Origin of the sequence: Streptomyces globisporus, from assembly GCF_003501885.1 — a bacterium.
Lineage (GTDB): Bacteria > Actinomycetota > Actinomycetes > Streptomycetales > Streptomycetaceae > Streptomyces > Streptomyces globisporus_D.
Window position 1 is genome coordinate 31,396 of the sequence record NZ_QWFA01000035.1, and the last position, 17,352, is coordinate 48,747.

Annotated in this window: 13 protein-coding genes; 6 read left to right on the plus strand and 7 right to left on the minus strand. The window is 70.1% G+C overall.

What is annotated here, in order from left to right:
* Positions 1 to 88: 88 nt before the first annotated feature.
* Entirely contained in the window at positions 89 to 2,665 is a 2,577-nt protein-coding gene (gene pepN, locus D3105_RS08595) for an aminopeptidase N (protein WP_118901761.1), read from the minus strand.
* 103 nt (positions 2,666 to 2,768) lie between these two features.
* Here pepN (D3105_RS08595) and D3105_RS08600 point away from each other — a divergent pair, with 103 nt between their 5' ends.
* Positions 2,769 to 2,993 (plus strand): ribbon-helix-helix domain-containing protein, encoded by a 225-nt coding sequence (locus D3105_RS08600; RefSeq protein ID WP_015608544.1) that lies wholly within the window; start codon positions 2,769 to 2,771, stop codon positions 2,991 to 2,993.
* Positions 2,986 to 3,333 carry a type II toxin-antitoxin system PemK/MazF family toxin gene (locus tag D3105_RS08605; RefSeq protein ID WP_118901765.1) on the plus strand — a complete coding sequence of 116 codons (348 nt, stop codon included), beginning with the start codon at positions 2,986 to 2,988 and terminating at the stop codon, positions 3,331 to 3,333. The genes D3105_RS08600 and D3105_RS08605 overlap by 8 nt, the downstream gene beginning before the upstream one ends.
* A gap of 79 nt (positions 3,334 to 3,412) precedes the next feature.
* Here D3105_RS08605 and D3105_RS08610 read toward each other — a convergent pair whose 3' ends face one another.
* The 4 genes from D3105_RS08610 to pepN (D3105_RS08625) all read right to left on the minus strand — a co-directional run bounded on the left by D3105_RS08610 (position 3,413) and on the right by pepN (D3105_RS08625) (position 12,158).
* Entirely contained in the window at positions 3,413 to 4,441 is a 1,029-nt protein-coding gene (locus D3105_RS08610; RefSeq protein WP_118901768.1) for an aspartate-semialdehyde dehydrogenase, read from the minus strand.
* A 255-nt stretch (positions 4,442 to 4,696) separates the two neighbouring features.
* Positions 4,697 to 8,005 carry a S8 family serine peptidase gene (locus D3105_RS08615; RefSeq protein ID WP_206272691.1) on the minus strand — a complete coding sequence of 1,103 codons (3,309 nt, stop codon included), beginning with the start codon at positions 8,003 to 8,005 and terminating at the stop codon, positions 4,697 to 4,699.
* A gap of 247 nt (positions 8,006 to 8,252) precedes the next feature.
* Positions 8,253 to 9,329: a hypothetical protein gene (locus D3105_RS08620; protein WP_118901771.1), complete on the minus strand. Its 1,077-nt coding sequence runs from the start codon at positions 9,327 to 9,329 to the stop codon at positions 8,253 to 8,255.
* Positions 9,330 to 9,563: 234 nt separating this feature from the next.
* Positions 9,564 to 12,158, minus strand: a complete 2,595-nt coding sequence (gene pepN, locus D3105_RS08625) for an aminopeptidase N (protein WP_118901773.1) — start codon at positions 12,156 to 12,158, stop codon at positions 9,564 to 9,566.
* A 187-nt stretch (positions 12,159 to 12,345) separates the two neighbouring features.
* Here pepN (D3105_RS08625) and D3105_RS08630 point away from each other — a divergent pair, with 187 nt between their 5' ends.
* The 3 genes from D3105_RS08630 (at position 12,346) to D3105_RS08640 (ending at position 13,927) form a co-directional block, all read left to right on the plus strand.
* Entirely contained in the window at positions 12,346 to 12,996 is a 651-nt protein-coding gene (locus D3105_RS08630) for a DsbA family protein (RefSeq protein WP_118901776.1), read from the plus strand.
* Positions 12,997 to 13,065: 69 nt separating this feature from the next.
* On the plus strand, positions 13,066 to 13,518 hold the full coding sequence (locus D3105_RS08635) for a GNAT family N-acetyltransferase (RefSeq protein WP_118901779.1): 453 nt from the start codon (positions 13,066 to 13,068) through the stop codon (positions 13,516 to 13,518).
* Positions 13,519 to 13,579: 61 nt separating this feature from the next.
* Positions 13,580 to 13,927 carry a VOC family protein gene (locus tag D3105_RS08640; protein WP_118901782.1) on the plus strand — a complete coding sequence of 116 codons (348 nt, stop codon included), beginning with the start codon at positions 13,580 to 13,582 and terminating at the stop codon, positions 13,925 to 13,927.
* Between the two features lie 72 nt (positions 13,928 to 13,999).
* On the opposite strand, the gene D3105_RS08645 is transcribed toward D3105_RS08640, so the two are convergent.
* Positions 14,000 to 15,451, minus strand: coding sequence for an NCS2 family permease (locus D3105_RS08645; RefSeq protein WP_118901785.1), 1,452 nt, complete (start codon positions 15,449 to 15,451; stop codon positions 14,000 to 14,002).
* A gap of 340 nt (positions 15,452 to 15,791) precedes the next feature.
* Between D3105_RS08645 and D3105_RS08650 the strand changes: the two genes are divergently transcribed.
* Positions 15,792 to 16,412 carry a helix-turn-helix domain-containing protein gene (locus D3105_RS08650; RefSeq protein WP_118901789.1) on the plus strand — a complete coding sequence of 207 codons (621 nt, stop codon included), beginning with the start codon at positions 15,792 to 15,794 and terminating at the stop codon, positions 16,410 to 16,412.
* A 204-nt stretch (positions 16,413 to 16,616) separates the two neighbouring features.
* Here the strand turns inward: D3105_RS08650 and D3105_RS08655 are convergent, their stop codons facing one another.
* A complete protein-coding gene (locus D3105_RS08655) occupies positions 16,617 to 17,276 on the minus strand; it encodes a CatB-related O-acetyltransferase (RefSeq protein WP_118901792.1) in 660 nt (219 codons plus the stop codon).
* Positions 17,277 to 17,352 lie beyond the last annotated feature (76 nt).

The following is a 17,352-nucleotide window of genomic DNA, read 5'->3' on the forward strand; positions in this document are numbered from 1 at the left end:
GCGAGCGTACGGCGCACGCACGCGGGCGTACGCCGAAGGGCGCCCCCTCCGCCGCAGCGAAGAGGACGCCCCCTCGGGAGGTCGCGGGTCAGGCCGTGGCCGCCGCCGCGTCCGCCGCCTGGGCCTTCAGGGCGCGCTCCACACCGGACCGCGACTCCGACATCAGCCGGCGCAGGGCCGCGCTCGGCTCGGCCGAGGCCAGCCACGCGTCGGTGGCGTCCAGCGTCTCCTGCGAGACCTGGAGGGCCGGGTAGAGGCCCACGATGATCTGCTGGGCCATCTCGTGGCTGCGCGCGTCCGAGACGCCCTTCACCGAGGCGAAGTACTTCTCCGTGTACGGCGACAGCAGCTCACGCTGGTCCGGCTGGACGAAGCCGCTGATGACCGCTTCCTGGAGCGAGTTGGGCAGCTCGCCGGACTCGACGACCGCGGCCCACGCCTGGGCCTTGGCCTCCTCGGACGGCTGGGCCGCCCGCGCGGAGGCCGCGTGGCGCTCGCCCGCAGCGGTCTTGTCCCGCTCGTACTCGGCGGCGATCTCCTCCTCGTCCAGCAGCCCGGCGGCCGCCAGCCGCTGCACGAACGCCCACCGCAGCTCGGTGTCGACGGCCAGGCCCTCGATCGACTCGGTGCCGTCCAGCAGCGACTGGAGCAGGTCCAGCTGCTGCGGGTTGCGGGCCGTGGCCGCGAAGGCGCGGGCCCACGCTAGCTGGTGGTCGCTGCCCGGCTCCGAGGCGCGCAGGTGCGCCAGCGTCGCGTCGGTCCACTGGTTGAGCGCGCCCTCACGGGTCTCCGGGGCCGCGTACAGGTCGAGCGCCAGCTTCACCTGGCGGTGCAGCGACTGGACGACGCCGATGTCCGACTCCTTGCCGATGCCCGAGAGCACCAGCGAGAGGTAGTCGCGGGTCGCCAGCTCGCCGTCGCGCGTCATGTCCCACGCCGAGGCCCAGCTCAGGGCGCGCGGCAGCGACTCGGCGAAGTCGCCCAGGTGCTCGGTGACGACCCGCAGCGACTCGGCGTCGAGGCGGACCTTCGCGTACGACAGGTCGTCGTCGTTGAGCAGGACGACCGCCGGACGGGCCTTGCCCACCAGGGCGGGCACGTCGGTGCGCTCGCCGTCGACGTCCAGCTCGATCCGGTCGGTGCGCACGAGCTTGCCGTCCGCGTCGAGGTCGTACGCCCCGATCGCGATCCGGTGCGGGCGCAGCGTCGGCTCGCCCTTGGCCCCGGCGGGCAGCGCCGGGGCCTCCTGGAGCACGGTGAAGGAGGTGACGACGCCGTTCTCGTCGGTCTCGATCTCCGGGCGCAGGATGTTGATCCCGGCCGTCTCCAGCCACGCCTTCGACCAGGTCTTCAGGTCGCGTCCGGAGGTCTTCTCCAGCGCGCCCAGCAGGTCGGAGAGGCGCGTGTTGCCGAAGGCGTGCGCCTTGAAGTACGCCTGCACGCCCTGGAAGAACGCGTCCTTGCCGACGTACGCCACGAGCTGCTTGAGCACCGAGGCGCCCTTGGCGTACGTGATCCCGTCGAAGTTGACGAGGACGTCGTCCAGGTCGCTGATGTCCGCCATGATCGGGTGCGTGGACGGCAGCTGGTCCTGCCGGTACGCCCAGGTCTTCATGGAGTTGGCGAACGTGGTCCAGGAGTGCGGCCACTTCGAGCCCGCCGCGTCCGCCTGGCAGGCGATCGAGGTGTAGGTGGCGAACGACTCGTTCAGCCAGAGGTCGTTCCACCACTCCATCGTCACGAGGTCGCCGAACCACATGTGGGCCAGCTCGTGCAGGATGGTCTCGGCCCGCACCTCGTACGCCGCGTCCGTCACCTTGGAGCGGAAGACGTACTGGTCGCGGATGGTGACCGCGCCCGCGTTCTCCATCGCGCCCGCGTTGAACTCCGGGACGAAGAGCTGGTCGTACTTGGCGAACGGGTACGCGTAGTCGAACTTCTCCTGGAACCACTCGAAGCCCTGCCTGGTCACGGCGAAGATGTCGTCCGCGTCCAGGTACTCCGCCAGCGAGGGGCGGCAGTAGATGCCGAGCGGGACGGTCTGGCCGTCCTTCTCGTAGGTGCTGTGCACCGAGTGGTACGGGCCGACGATGAGGGCCGTGATGTACGTGGAGATGCGCGGCGTCGGCTCGAACGTCCAGACGTCGTCCTTGGGCTCCGGCGTCGGCGAGTTCGAGATGACCGTCCAGCCGGAGGGGGCCTTCACGGTGAACTGGAAGGTCGCCTTCAGGTCCGGCTGCTCGAACGAGGCGAAGACGCGGCGGGCGTCCGGGACCTCGAACTGCGTGTACAGGTAGGCCTGCTCGTCGACCGGGTCGACGAACCGGTGCAGGCCCTCACCGGTGTTGGTGTACGAGCAGTCGGCGACGACCTTCAGCTCGTTGGCGCCCTCGCGCAGCTCCGGCAGCGCGATCCGTGAGTCACGGAAGACGGCGGCCACGTCCAGGCTCTCGCCGTTCAGCACCACGTCGTGGACGGCCGGGGCGACCAGGTCGATGAAGGTCTCCGCACCGGCCTCCGCGGAGTCGAAGCGCACGGTGGTCACGGACCGGTAGGTGCCGCCCTCCTGCGCTCCGGAGAGGTCGAGATCGATCTCGTACGCGTCCACGGTCAGCAGGCGCGCCCGCTCCTGTGCCTCTTCGCGGGTCAGATTCGTGCCAGGCACGCGGTCATCTCCTTTGATGGTGACGTTTCGGATCATCCTTCCATGTCCGGCCCTGCTGGACGACGGGTAGCGCCTTCTTCCTACCGTTGGTAGCATCTCGGGTATGAAGATCAGTGTGAGCCTGCCTCAGGAGGATGTCGCCTTCGTCGACGAGTACGCGGCGAAGACCGACGCGGATTCCCGGTCCGCTGTCATACACGCCGCTATCGAGTTGCTGCGCACCGCAGGCCTGGAGGCGGAGTACACCGAGGCGTTCCAGGAGTGGGACGCGAGTGAGGACGCCGCTCTGTGGGACCGCACGGTGGCCGACGGGCTCACGGATGCGTAGGGGCGACATCCACCTCGTGAACCTGGAGCCCGCGCGGGGGAGCGAAGCCAACAAGGTGCGTCCGGTGGTGATCGTCTCCAACAACGCCGCCAACCGGTCGGCCGAGGTGTCCGGCAGGGGCGTCGTCGCCGTGGTGCCCCTGACCTCGAACACTTCGCGGATCCTCAGCTTCCAGGTGCTTCTCACCGCGGAGGAGAGCCGCCTTCCGCAGAACTCCAAGGTTCAGTGCGAACAGATCCGGGCGGTCTCCCCCGACCGGATTCTGAAGCGCCTCGGTGAGGTGCCCCGTCAGCGCATGGCGGAGATCGACAAGGCTCTGCGCCGCCACCTCGCCCTCTGACCCGCACACAAAGGGGCGGCCACCGGTGCACACCGGTGGCCGCCCCTTTCCGTACGGGTACGGGAGTGCGTGCCGCGCGTCAGCCCTTCAGCTCGGCCGCCACCAGCTCCGCGATCTGCACGGCGTTCAGCGCCGCGCCCTTGCGGAGGTTGTCGTTGGAGACGAACAGCGCGAGGCCGTTGTCCACCGTCTCGTCGACCCGGATGCGGCCGACGTACGACGCGTCCTTGCCCGCCGCCTGGAGCGGGGTCGGGATCTCGGACAGCTCGACGCCCTCGGCGCCCTTCAGCAGCTCGTGGGCGCGCTCGACGCCGATCGGGCGGGCGAAGCGGGCGTTGATCTGGAGCGAGTGGCCGGAGAAGACCGGGACCCGGACGCAGGTGCCGGAGACCTTCAGCTCCGGGATCTCCAGGATCTTGCGGGACTCGTTGCGGAGCTTCTGCTCCTCGTCCGTCTCGAACGAGCCGTCGTCCACGATCGAGCCCGCCAGCGGCAGCACGTTGAAGGCGATCGGACGCTTGTAGACACCGGGCTCGGGGAAGTCCACGGCCTCGCCGTCGTGGACCAGCTTCTCGGCGTCGGCGACGACCTTGGAGGCCTGGCCGTGCAGCTCGGAGACCCCGGCGAGCCCGGAGCCGGAGACGGCCTGGTAGGTGGCGACGGTCAGCGCTTCGAGGCCGGCCTCGTCGTGCAACGGGCGCAGCACCGGCATCGCGGCCATCGTGGTGCAGTTCGGGTTGGCGATGATCCCCTTGGGGCGGACCTTCGCCGCGTGCGGGTTGACCTCGGAGACGACGAGGGGGACCTCGGGGTCCTTGCGCCAGGCGGAGGAGTTGTCGATCACCACGGCGCCCTGGGAGGCGACCTTCTCGGCCAGTGCCTTGGAGGTCGCGCCGCCGGCGGAGAACAGCACGATGTCCAGGCCCGTGTAGTCGGCCGTGGAGGCGTCCTCGACGGTGACGGCGGATCCCTGGAAGTCGATCGTGGAGCCCGCGGACCGGGCGGAGGCGAACAGCCGCAGCTCGTCGACCGGGAAGGAACGCTCGGCCAGGATCCTGAGCATGACTGTGCCGACCTGACCGGTGGCGCCGACGATTCCGACCTTCACGAGGACTCCTCTGTTCTGTACACCTGTGCGTCTGTGCGGTCCGTATGCCGCTCCATGATGCGTATGTCCTGGCCCGCCTTGTCCAATCCATTGTCCGACCTGCGGACTCTTTCCGCGAGGACCGCAGATTCTGCAACGTCCGTGCCTGCGTGGGGAAACATCTGCGGCGGCGTGGGCGGCCTGTGACGAGGAACACGCACAGCGGGGCGGGTGCTCCTGAGAGCGCCCGCCCCGCCGTCGTACCGCAGGGGGTCGTTACGGCGTGACCTTCTCGATCACGACGCTGCCGGTGCCCGCGGCGGTGCCGCGCGCGTTGACCAGCTGGACCTCACCGAAGAACTGACGGCCCTCGGGAGCCGCCCCGGCGACCACGACCTCGGCGCCGACCTGGGCGGACGCGCCGTTGGCCAGGTTCACCGCCTTGGAGGAGTCGACCTTGATCGTGCCGAGCGACGCCGCGTAGTACACGTCGCGGTAGTCGTACGTGGTCGACCCGGCCGGGACCGAGTAGCCCTCGACGACGACGGTGTACGTGCCCGCGGCGGGCTTCAGCAGGCTGACCGCTTCCTCGGAACCGGCGGTGGTGCCGCTGCCGACCTGCGTGGCGCCCCGGAAGACGTACAGGTCGAGGTCGGCGTTGGCGTCCGACGTACCGCCGATGGCGAAGTCGAGCTTCTCGACGCCCGCCCCGATGGTCACCGTGGTCTCACGGGTCTGACCCGTGGAGATCGACGGCTTGTCCACCTTGGCCGAGCCCAGCGAACCACCCTGGAGCTTGCCCTGGAGGGCGGCGGCGGTGTTGGTGACCTTCCAGTCCACCGCGGCCGGAGCGCCGATCTTCGCCTCGGCGATGGTGCGCACCGCCGGGTCGAAGGTCGCGCCGAGCAGCGAGACATCCAGCTTGTACGGGTTGTCCAGCAGCGGCGACGTACGGCGCGACTCGACCTCGATCTCCCAGACGCCGGGCTGCGGGTCCTTGTAGGAGCGCACGTCCGGGCGGCAGGTGTTGGCCGGGTTCTCGTAGTTCGGGTAGCAGTTGACCGTGGAGGTCGGGTCGACCGGCGTCCCGTACGGGTGCAGGGCGATGAACCGGGTCTGGCTGCCCGAGCGCAGCGCGCTGAGGGCGACCTCAAGGGTCTTCGCGCCCTCCGGCACGTTGACGAAGTACGACGTCGTGCCGTTGCGCTGCACCGAGCCGGACGTCTTGTAGGCGTATCCGGGCTGCTGCAGCTCGTGGGCGATGACGACCGTGGTCATGATCTGGTGGTCGACGCCGGAGGTCTTCTTGTCGTCGACCTTGAGGATGGCGCTGTGCACCCCGGCGGTCTTCGCCTTGGCCTTCACCTTGACCTTGACCGGCGTGTCGAGCGGCAGCGAGACGTACTCGGGGCTGCTGAGCTCGAAGGTGCCGTCGTTGTTCTTCCACGTCAGCTTGTGCTGGACGGCGCGGTCCGGGCCCGTGGTGCGGGTGACGACGACGTCGTAGACCTTGGACTCGCCGACCTTCAGGCCGCCCTCGCGGTCGTAGAGGCCGGTGCCGAAGCCCGGGTCCTTGAGCGCGAAGTCGATCGCGGTGTCGACCGGGGCCTTCACCGAGAACTCGTGCGCGGGCTTGCCCTGCTTGGAGATCTGCTTCCAGGCCTTGACGATGTCGATCAGACCGGAGCCCTGGACGTGCGCGGGCACGTCGGCGATGTGGCCCGCGGTGCTGGTCAGAGCCACGCGCAGGTCGGCCGGGGGAAGCTCGATGCCGGTCTGCTTCGCCTTCGACAGCAGCAGCGCGGCAGCGCCCGCGGCCTGCGGGGAGGCCATCGAGGTGCCCTGGAGCATGGAGTAGCCGGCCGGCAGGTCGTATCCCGCCTCCTTGACCGGACCGCCCGGCGCCCAGGTCTGGGTGGTGTTGATGGCCGCACCCGGCGCCGAGAGGATCGGCGTGAAGCCGCCGTCCTCACGCGGACCGCGCGAGGAGAAGGGCAGCATGTCGTACTTCTTGGTGACGTTGGAGCCGTAGTTGGCCGCCCACGTCTCCTTGGAGATCGACGCGCCGACGGAGATCACGTGGTCGGCGAGCGACGGGTCGCCGATGGTGTTGAGACCCGGGCCGCTGTTGCCGGCCGAGATGACCAGCTGCACGCCGTAGATGTCGACGAGCCGCTTGTACAGCTCGGCGCGCGCGTTGTTGCCGTCGTTCAGCGGCGGCAGGCCGCCGATCGACATGTTGACGATGTCGACGCCGCGGTTCACGACGAGGTCGATCATGCCCTCGGTCAGCGCGATGTTGGTGCAGCCGCCGGACCAGGTGCAGGCGCGCGAGGAGACGATCTTGGCGCCGGGGGCGGCACCGTCCATCTCACCGCCGAACAGCCCGTTGGCCGCGGTGATGCCCGCGACGTGCGTGCCGTGCGAGCCCTCGATGACACCGATGTTGACGAAGTCGGCCTTGGCGCCGGCCGCGTTGTACGTGACGCCCTTGCGGGTCTCGACGACGAACGGGATGCGCTCGACGACGGGGGTCCGCGGGTCGTCCTCACCGAAGTAGGAGACCTGGAACTTCTCCTTGTACGGCTTGAGGACCTTGTCGTCGGAGAAGTCCGCGTTGCCGTTCAGGTCGACCCGCGTGGTGCCGGTGACCGGGTCGTACAGCACGCCCCAGACGTCGGTGGTGTCACCGTCGCGGTTGAGGTCGCCCGCCATGTCGCCGCCGGTGGTGGCCGACTCGGCGAACGTGGCGAACTTGTAGCTGCCCGCGGGGGCCGCGTACGCCTTGCCGCCGGACGTGAACGTCGGGCCGCTGACGGACTCGGTCATCCGCAGCCAGGTGCCGTCGCCGTCGCTCACCGGGTCGGTGGCGGTCACCCAGTCGACGATCTTGCGCTCGCCGGTGGTGGTCTTCTTCAGGGCCGGGTGACCGAGGTCGACGCCGGAGTCCAGGATGCCGATGGTGATCCCGCGGCCGTCGGCCTTCGGGTTCTTCGCGACGAAGTCGACCGCGCCCGTCTCGAACGACGGGTTGTACGGGTTCTTCGCCGGGGTCTTCTTGTTCGGCGCCGCGTAACTGCCCGTGGCCTTCGTCTGCTTGGCCCCGGCGGCCCGGTCGCCCTTGGGCGTCGGGTCGTCCAGCTTGATCTCCTGCTTGAGATCGATGCCGAGGACGGAGGAGAGCTTGGAGGCCGCCTTGATGGTGGACTCGGCGCTCTTCGTCGGGACCGTCGCCCGGACGTAGCCGAGCTTGTCGTAGGTCTGGCCGAGCACGGAGCCGTCGACGGCGTCCAGCTGCTTGCTGACCTGCTCGGTCGCCCCGGGGGTGGTGGCGACCATCATGGTGATGTTCTTCTCGCCCTTGGCCTCGGCCTTCGCCAGGACATCGGCGTCGGCCTTGCCGAGCTTGTCGCCCCGGTCGCTGGAGGCGGCCGGTTTGACGGGGGCCGGAGCCGGGTCGTCGACGGCGAACACCGGAGTGGCACCGGTGGCGGCGAGAGCGGCCGCGAGGCCCGCCGCGGCCGCGATACGGGCCGCTCGTCTCGCGCCCGGTATGGAACTGGGGGATTCCTTGGTCATCAGCATCCCTGTAAGTGAAAGAGAGAGTCCGGAATTCGGTACCGGATGACCGCTCACCCTGTCGTAAATGACAGAGGTTTGTGGAGAGTTGACGGAGACGAGTTGGTGACATGGCAGAGATCCGCCACTGGGGGCAATGCGCCACCAGGGACGAATGAGGTGAAAGTGTCCGCCGGAGGTGCGAGTTCGAGCCACGTGGTCCGGACCAGCGGTCGCTGTCCTCCGTTCCCTACGGCAGCACCCTCACGCCCGTTCAGCGCGGCAGCACCATCACATACGCGGCCGGCTCCCGGTCCGCCGCCGCCATCAGCGCCGTCCGCACCACCGTCGCCTGCTGGTCCAGCGCCTCGCGCAGCTTCCTCGGCGTGAGATGGACGACCGTGACCCCGAGCCGCTCCAGATGCTCCCGCTTCGCGGCGTACGCGGACCACTGCGGGTCCTCCTGGACCCGGCCGCCCCTCCGGCCGGGCACGCCGTGCACGGCGTGCCGGGGCGCCCGGGAGTCCAGCTCCACCGCCACCGCGTGATCGGGCCAGTAGGCGTCCACCCCGCCGAGGTCCGGCCCGCCCGGCAGTCGCAGCTCCACGTTCCACACCGGCTCCGGCAGCCCGTGCTCGCGCACCATCGCGTACAGCCGGGCCTCCGCCACCGCCCGCCCCTCGGCGAGCAGCGCGTCCACCGCGCCCACCACGGCGGGCCGCCCCAGCAACTTCGCCTCGCTCAACTCGCGTACCACGGCGGCTGGTTCGCAGTGCCCGTCCCGTACCGCCTCGGTCAGCAGCCGCCGGACGGCCGCCGCGTCGGACGTGGCCGCCACCGCGTCCGCGAGCGCCCGTTCCACCGGGGCGACGGGCACTTCGCCCACCCGCACCGGCTCCGGCATCGAGGCGGTCCGCAGCACCTCCACGAACCGGGTCGACCGCAGCCGCCGGGTGCGGGGGACCAGCACGTCGATCCGGTGCAGCGCGCCCAGCTCCCCCACCGAGGCGAAGCCGTGCAGCGCGAGCGCGGCGACCCCGGTGACCATCGCCTCCCCGTACCCCGCGTCCGACGGGCCCGCCGCGGTGCGCCGCGCGGAGACCGGCGGGCGCCCCGCGTACAACAGCGCCCCGTGCAGCCGCTCCCGGCCGGTGGGCGGGCCCGGGTGCAGCAGATGGACCCCCGGCAGCAGGTGCTGCCAGGGGCCGCCCGGCAGGCACTGGGCCGACGTCTGCGCGGCGGACACGCCCCGCGCCCTCAACTGGGCGGTGGACAGGACGCGCTGCGTCACATCGTCGGGGTGAAGAGGGAGACGCGGGAGACGGGCGGAGAGCGGGGTGTTCTGGGTCATGTCCCGGGGTTTCCCGCCCGCGAAGGGGGTCCTAACCCCTGTTACACGCCCGTCGACATTCCCGGACAACGCCGTCCTGAAGTACGGACGTTCGACAACCGAAAAGGGCCGTCGCGCCGGGAATCGGGGGAGGGGCGTCTCGGGCGGATGTACGAGCGCCGCTTTCACGCCGCACGCACGCCGTACCCGAGCGCCCCTCGGTCACACCCCCGTGGTCACACGGCGGGGTCGCACTCAGGCCGCCGCCCGGTCGCACTCCTGCCCGCGCAGCGCCCGCGCGAGATCGTCCCGGGCCTCCAGCACCAGCCGCCGCAGCGCCGGGGCCGCGTCCTCGTGCTCGGCGAGCCAGGCGTCGGTCGCCGCGAGGGTCGCGGGGCTGTCCTGGAGACCGGGGAACATCCCCCGCACCACATGCATGCCGATCTGGATGGACCGCTCCGCCCAGATCCGCTCGATCACCTCGAAGTAGCGCTTGGCGTAGGGTGCCAGCAGCTCCCGCTGCGAAGGCTGCCCGAAGCCCGCGATGGTCGCCTCGACCAGCGCGTTGGACAGCTTGTCCGACTCCACGACCGCCGCCCACGCCTGCGCCTTCACCGCCTCCGAGGGCCGCGAGGCCAGGCAGCGTACGTGGTGACGCTTGCCGGACGCCGTGTCGTCGCGGGCCAGTTCGGCGTCGATCGCCGCCTCGTTCGCCGCCCCGTGCGAGGCCAGCGGGGAGAGGAAGGCCCAGCGCAGCTCCTGCTCGACGTCGAGACCGTCGATCCGGGCGGTGCCGTCCAGCAGCCCGCCCAGCAGCCGGAAGTCCTCTTCGGACGAGGCGACCGCGGCGAAGAAGCGGGCCCAGGCCAGCTGGTGCTGGCTGCCCGGCTCGGCGGCCCGCAGCTCGCGCAGCGCGCCCTCGGCCAGCGCCCGGCCGCCCTCCTCGCGCCAGTCGGGCGCGACGTAGTTGACCAGCGCGGACTGCGCCCAGGCGTGCAGCATCTGCAGCACGCCGATGTCGCTCTCGCGACCGGCGTGCGCCAGCACCAGCGCGACGAAGTCACGGGCCGGGAGAACGGCGTCCCGGGTCAGGCCCCACAGGGCCGACCAGCACAGGGCACGGGCCAGCGGGTCCGCGATCTCGCCCAGGTGGTCGCGGAGCGTGGCCAGCGAGCCCTCGTCGAAGCGGACCTTGCAGTACGTGAGGTCGTCGTCGTTGACCAGGATCAGATCGGGCCGCTCGGAGCCGGTCAGCGCCTCCACCACGGTCCGCTCGCCGGCGACGTCCACCTCGGCGCGCGCGTACCGCGTCAGCTCGCCCTCGGGCGTACGCCGGTACAGGCCGACCGCGACGCGATGCGGGCGCAGCTCGGGGTGGGATGCGGCGGCCTCCTGGACGACGGCCAGCTCGGTGAGAACGCCCGCCGCGTCGTACGTGGGCACCGGGGTGAGCGTGTTGACGCCGGCCGTCTGGAGCCAGGAGCGCGACCAGGCGGTCATGTCCCGCCCGGAGGTCTCGGCGAGCACGGACAGCAGGTCCCCGAGCCGGGTGTTGCCGTACGCGTGGCTCTTGAAGTAGCGCCGCGCGCCTTCGAGGAACGCGTCGCGCCCCACGTACGCCACCAGCTGCTTGAGCACGGAGGCGCCCTTGGCGTACGTGATCCCGTCGAAGTTCAGCTTGGCGTCCTCCAGGTCACGGATGTCGGCCGTGACGGGGTGCGTGGAGGGCAGCTGGTCGGCGCGGTAGGCCCAGGCCTTGCGGTTGTTGGCGAAGGTGATCCAGCCGTTGGTGAAGCGGGTCGCCTCGACCATCGAGAAGGAGCCCATGAAGTCCGCGAAGGACTCCTTCAGCCACAGGTCGTCCCACCACTCCATGGTGACCAGGTCGCCGAACCACATGTGCGCCATCTCATGGAGGATGACGTTGGCCCGCCGCTCGTAGGCCGCCGATGTGACCTTGCCGCGGTAGATGTACTCCTCCCGGAAGGTGACCATGCCCGGGTTCTCCATGGCCCCGAGGTTGTACTCGGGCACGAACGCCTGGTCGTACTTCCCGAAGGGGTACGGGTAGTCGAAGTGGTCGTGGAAGAAGTCCAGGCCCTGCTTGGTGATCAGGAAGACGTCGTCCGCGTCGAAGTGCTTGGCGAGCCCCTTGCGGCACATGGCGCCGAGCGGGATGTCCAGCGTGGTGCCGTCGTCGAACGTACGGCTGTAGTGGTCGCTCACGTAGTGGTACGGACCGGCGACGACGGCCGTGATGTACGTGGAGATCGGCTTGGTCTCTGCGAAGGTCCACACCCCGCCCTCGTGGGACTCCTCGGCCCCGTTGGACCAGACCCGCCAGCCCGCGGGGGCGGTGACCTGGAAGCGGTAGGGAGCCTTGAGGTCGGGCTGTTCGAAGTTGGCGAAGACGCGGCGGGCGTCGGCCGGTTCGTACTGCGTGTAGAGGTAGACCTCGCCGTCCTCCGGGTCGACGAAGCGGTGCATGCCCTCGCCGGTCCGGCTGTACGCGCAGCGGGCGTCGACCACGAGGACGTTCTCGCCCTCCAGGAGCCCGTCCAGGGCCACCCGGGCACCGTCGAACACGACCGCCGGGTCCAGCGCCTTCCCGTTCAGCGTCACGGCGTCCACACCCGGCGCGACCAGGTCCGCGAAGGTCGAGGCGTCGGCCCGGGCGGAGCGGAACCGGATCGTGGTGAGTGACCGGAACGTCAGCGGACCGCCGTCCCCGCCGGTCCCCTCGGGCTCGCCGACGGCGGACCGCAGGTCGAGAGCGACCTCGTATCCGTCGACGGTCAGCAGCTCGGCCCTCTTCTGGGCCTCGTCGCGGGACAGGTTTTCACCGGGCACGGGCACTCCTTCGTGACGCGCGTCTTGTGTCGTGTTCGAACCCATTGATCCTTGCATGCGTCCTCGCGCGGCGGCAGGCAGGGAATGGGTCGCCCTCGGGAGACGTTCTCGATCGAAGGCGAACACGCCCTCCGCGGGATACGCCTGCTGCGGAGCACGCCCTTCACGCGCCCTTCAGAGGAGAGACATGTCCGAGAACACCCCGGCGAACGGCAAGACCCCGGTCGACTTCTGGTTCGACCCGCTCTGCCCCTGGGCGTGGATGACCTCGCGCTGGATGCTGGAGGTGGAGAAGGTCCGCGACGTCGAGGTCCGCTGGCACGTGATGAGCCTGGCCGTCCTCAACGAGGACAAGCTGGACGAGCTGCCCGAGGAGTACCGGGACATGCTGGAGAACCAGGCCTGGGGCCCGGTCCGGGTCGTCATCGCCGCCCAGCAGCTCCACGGCGACGACGTGGTCGGCCCCCTCTACACCGCGCTCGGCACCCGCTTCCACAACAACGGCGAAGGCCCCACCCGCGAGGCCGTGACCGCCGCGCTGAAGGACGTGGGCCTGCCGGAGGACCTCGCGGAGTACGCCGACAAGGACACGTACGACACCGAGCTGCGCGCCTCCCACCAGGAGGGCATCGAGAAGGTCGGCCAGGAGGTCGGCACCCCGGTCATCGCGGTCCCCGGCGCGGACGGCGAGCAGGTCGCCTTCTTCGGCCCGGTCGTCACCCCCGCCCCCAAGGGCGAGGAGGCGGCGAAGCTCTGGGACGGCACGCTGCTGGTCGCGTCCATCCCCGGCTTCTACGAGATCAAGCGGACCCGGACGCAGGGGCCGGTCTTCGACTGACGCGGGCTTCGACTGACGCGGGCCGGAAATCCGCGAGCGCGGGTATCCGTGTGGAGGGAGACTGCCTCCATGCGGATACGCGCGGGCGAGGCGGCCGAGGCCGCCGCACTGACGGACCTGGCCCTGCGGTCGAAGGGCCACTGGGAGTACGACGCGGAGTTCCTCGCCGCCTGCCGCGAGGAGCTGACGATGCGCCCCGCGGAGGTGGCGGCGCGGCGGACGGCGGTGGCCGAGGAGGACGGACGGATCCTGGGCTTCACCACGCTGGACGGAGAGCCGCCGAAGGGCGCGCTCGGCATGATGTTCGTCGAGCCGGACACCATCGGCAGGGGCGTCGGGCGGCGCCTGTTCACCCACACCACGGACGAGGCGCGCCGCCTGGGCTTCACCCGCCTCACCATCGACGCCGACCCGAACGCGGAGCCGTTCTACCGGGCCATGGGCGCGGTCCGGATCGGCGCCACGCCGTCCGGCTCCATTCCGGGCCGTGAGCTGCCGCTGCTGGAGGTCGTCCTGGTCTGAACGGCTCCACGCGCCCTGCGCTGCGGGGGCGTTGTCAGTGGTGCGCCGTACGGTGAGGGGCATGCGAATCTCACCGGAGATGATCACGATCGACTGCGCCGACCCCCAGACGCTGGCCGCCTGGTGGGCCGAGGCGCTGGGCGTCGAGGACACCCAGGACTACGACGCGTTCGTCGTCCTCGCGGCCACCCCGCTGGTCCTCGGCTTCCAGCGGGTGCCCGAGCCCAAGCCCGGCAAGAACCGGGTGCACATCGACTTCGCCTCGCCCGACCGCCTCGCCGACGTGGAGCGCCTGGCGAAGCTGGGCGCGACCGTCGTCGGCGAGCAGTCGATGCAGGGGATGACCTGGACGGTCCTGAAGGACCCGGAGGGCAACGAGTTCTGCCTGGCGGACGCGGGCAGCCACTGACCGACCCCCGGACTCCTGGGATCCCCGGGATCGACCGACCCCGGGGATCCGCTGCCCCGCCCCGGGTTCCCGCTACTTCATCCCGAGGACCTGCTCCAACGGATCGATGAGGAAGTACACGAGGAAGAGCGCCGCGGTGCCCCACAGCAGCCAGTGGACCTCGCGCGCCTTGCCCAGGCACGCCTTGATGACCACGTAGGCGACGAAGCCGGCGCCGATGCCGTTGGTGATGGAGTAGGTGAACGGCATGACGACGATGGTGAGGAAGGCCGGAATGGCGACGTCGTAGCGGTCCCAGTCGATGTGCTTGACCTGGGTCATCATCAGGAACCCGACCACGACGAGGGCGGGCGCCGCCGCCTGCATCGGCACGATCGTCAGCACGGGCGTGAGGAAGAGGGCGAGCGCGAACAGCCCGCCGGTGACCAGGTTCGCGAAGCCGGTGCGGGCTCCCTCACCGACACCCGCCGCGGACTCGATGTAGGTGGTGGCCGACGACGAGGACGTGGCGCCACCGACGACGGCGGCAGCGCCGTCGATCAGCAGGACGCGGCCGAGACCGGGCACTTGGCCCCGCTCGTCGAGGAGACCGGCCTCCGCCGTGACACCCACGACGGTGCCCATCGTGTCGAAGAAGTCGGACAGGATCAGGGTGAAGATGAGCAGGACGACCGTGAGAACGCTGACCTGACCGAACGACCCGAGCAGGTCGAACTGGAACAGCAGCCCGAAGTCGGGCGCGGCGACGGGGTTGCCGGGGATCGAGGGCGACGTCAGGCCCCAGGCCTTGATGTCGGCGATCTCGTTGACGACGATGGCGACGACGGTCATCAGGACGATGCTGATGAGGATCGCGCCCTTCACCTTCCGGGCGACCAGCACGATCGTCAGGAGCACGCCGAGGCAGAAGACGAGCATCGGCCAGCCGGTGAGCGTGCCGGTGCCGAGCTGGACGGGCACGGTGGAGTTCGCGGCGTCGGGGATGCGGGTGACGAACCCGGCGTCCACGAAGCCGATGAAGGCGATGAACAGACCGATGCCGACGCTGATCGCCTGCTTCAGAGGTTGCGGGATGGCGTGCATGATCGCCTCGCGCAACCCGGTCATCACCAGAACGCAGATCAAGAGCCCTTCGAGCACGATGAGACCCATCGCGTCTTCCCAGCTCATCAGGGGCGCGATCTGGAAGGCCACGACGGCGTTGATGCCAAGACCCGCCGCCAGGGCCAGCGGCAGATTGCCGCCCACACCCATGATCAGCGTCATCACCGCGGCGACCAGAGCGGTGGCGGTGACCAACTGCACGCTGTCCAGCTGCTCACCGAACTTGTCCTCGGCCCCGCCGAGGATGATCGGGTTGAGCACGAGGATGTATGCCATCGTGAAGAACGTGGCGAATCCGCCGCGTATCTCCCGTATGTAGGACGAGCCGCGTTCGCTGATCCGGAAGAACCGGTCGACGGCGCCCCCCGATCCGGCGGTCTTCGCGTCGGGCGGTGGTGGGCTGCTCGGGCTGGCGTGCATGACGAAGTCTCCTGGGCATGCGGACGAATGAGGGGGGCGGGGTGGGCGCCGGCGCTCCCCGCAGCGAGTGACAGGCGCTGTGCGAACGCACATACGGCACCTTGCGAGCGGATCATACGCGGCACCCGTGGGATCGCAACTACCCGCGTAGAGCGTGCAGTTGATGCCCATTCGCTCCTGTGCGTTCCTACGGAATCGACGGCGACCTTTTCCGTCAAACCGGCAGGCAGCCGACAGTGGGCATGGAAGTTGCGGTGACAACTCCCCTACTCTCCGTGGCGTGCACCCACCACTCCCCTTCAACGCGCGGGCAGCGCGCGCCTTGCGCGAGAAGCTCGGGATGGCCCCCGGTCATGTCGCCTACGGCATGCGCGCGTCCTTCGGTACCTCGCACATCACCCCCGAGCACGTGATCGCGTGGGAACGCGGCACGCACGTACCGGACGCGGGTGAACTGACGGCTCTGGCAGGCGCGTTGTGGTGCCGGCCCAGTGAACTCATGGGTCGCCCCGGCACCTTGCTCGAACACCGCATCGCGCGCGGCGTCTCGGCCGAGGACGTGGCACGTGCCACGGGCCTGACCCTCGACGCGTACCTGTACATGGAGGAGGCCGGTCACTGGACCGGCGACAAACGGCAGTCCGTCAAGCTGGGCGAGGTCCTCCGCCTGCCCCCGCGCGACTTCATCGCGATCACCAGGCTGGAGGAGGAGCTGGCCCGCCTCCTCACCGAGGCGGTCTCCACCCGCTGGCAGGCCCACATCCGCGACATAGCCAAGCTGGTCTCGATGGACCGCCGCGACCTGAAGGCCCCACTGCAGGCCATGCAACAGGACTACCAGGCCCTGATGACGGCCACGCTGAGCCGGGCGGGCGGCACCACGGCCTCCGGCGAGGACGGCCGCCGCTACATCGAGAACATCATCGACCACTTCTGGAGCCGGCTGCCGGGGTCGTCCTGAGCCAGGCGCTACGGGCTCCTGGGGAGAGGCCGTCGCGACGCTGATCGGCCGGTACCGCGCCTACGGTGTCGACATCGAGCCCTCTGCGGCAGCGCTCGCCCTTGTCCGTGAGCACGTCTCCCTCCGGGCGGTCGCCGACACCGCACCGGAGAACTTCGCGGTCTTCACGCCGCACTGTAGGCGTGACCACCCCGACGGCCCGCCCTACACACCCCCCGGCGCCGCCGCCTCCAGCTCCGCCACCGTGCCCGACATCACCGTACGGATGTGGCGCGTGAGGTGCTCCGCCGGCCAGTCCCACCAGGCCACCGCCAGCAGGCGTGCGATGTCCTCCTCCTCGTACCGAGTACGGATCAGGCGGGCCGGGTTGCCGCCGACGATGCCGTAGTCCGGGACGTCCGAGACCACCACGGACCGGGCGCTGATGATCGCGCCGTGGCCGATGCGGACGCCCGGCATGATCACTGCCTCGTAGCCGATCCAGACGTCGTTGCCGATCACGGTGTCGCCCCGGTCGGGGAGGTCCGTCAGCAGGTCGAAGTGGTCGGTCCAGGAGCCGCCCAGCGTGGGGAAGGGGAACGTGGACGGGCCGTCCATGCGGTGGTTGGAGCCGTTCATGATGAACCGCACCCCCGTCGCCAGCGCGCAGAACTTGCCGATCACCAGGCGCTCCGGGCCGTAGTGGTACAGCACGTTCCGGGTCTCGAACTCCGTGGCGTGCTCGGGGTCGTCGTAGTACGCGTAGTCACCGACCTCGATCAGCTCCGAGGTGACCAGCGGCTTCAGCTGCACCACGCGCGGCTGGCCGGGCATCGGGTGCAGGACGGTGGGGTCCGCCGGGACGGGCGCGGGGGCAGAACTCATGACGTCATCGTGGCATCCGGGCCCGCTGTCCCGCCGAGAATTTCCGCCCGGCCGCCCCCCGGTATCCGCCCCACGC

Excerpts from the sequence above, each read along its gene's own strand:
- D3105_RS08600 (WP_015608544.1), top strand. The coding sequence starts at position 2,769 with ATGAAGATCAGTGTGAGCCTGCCTCAGGAGGATGTCGCCTTCGTCGAC.
- D3105_RS08605 (WP_118901765.1), top strand. The coding sequence starts at position 2,986 with ATGCGTAGGGGCGACATCCACCTCGTGAACCTGGAGCCCGCGCGGGGG.
- D3105_RS08615 (WP_206272691.1), bottom strand. The coding sequence starts at position 8,005 with ATGCTGATGACCAAGGAATCCCCCAGTTCCATACCGGGCGCGAGACGA.
- D3105_RS08620 (WP_118901771.1), bottom strand. The coding sequence starts at position 9,329 with ATGACCCAGAACACCCCGCTCTCCGCCCGTCTCCCGCGTCTCCCTCTT.
- D3105_RS08630 (WP_118901776.1), top strand. The coding sequence starts at position 12,346 with ATGTCCGAGAACACCCCGGCGAACGGCAAGACCCCGGTCGACTTCTGG.
- D3105_RS08635 (WP_118901779.1), top strand. The coding sequence starts at position 13,066 with ATGCGGATACGCGCGGGCGAGGCGGCCGAGGCCGCCGCACTGACGGAC.
- D3105_RS08640 (WP_118901782.1), top strand. The coding sequence starts at position 13,580 with ATGCGAATCTCACCGGAGATGATCACGATCGACTGCGCCGACCCCCAG.
- D3105_RS08645 (WP_118901785.1), bottom strand. The coding sequence starts at position 15,451 with ATGCACGCCAGCCCGAGCAGCCCACCACCGCCCGACGCGAAGACCGCC.
- D3105_RS08650 (WP_118901789.1), top strand. The coding sequence starts at position 15,792 with ATGGCCCCCGGTCATGTCGCCTACGGCATGCGCGCGTCCTTCGGTACC.
- D3105_RS08655 (WP_118901792.1), bottom strand. The coding sequence starts at position 17,276 with ATGAGTTCTGCCCCCGCGCCCGTCCCGGCGGACCCCACCGTCCTGCAC.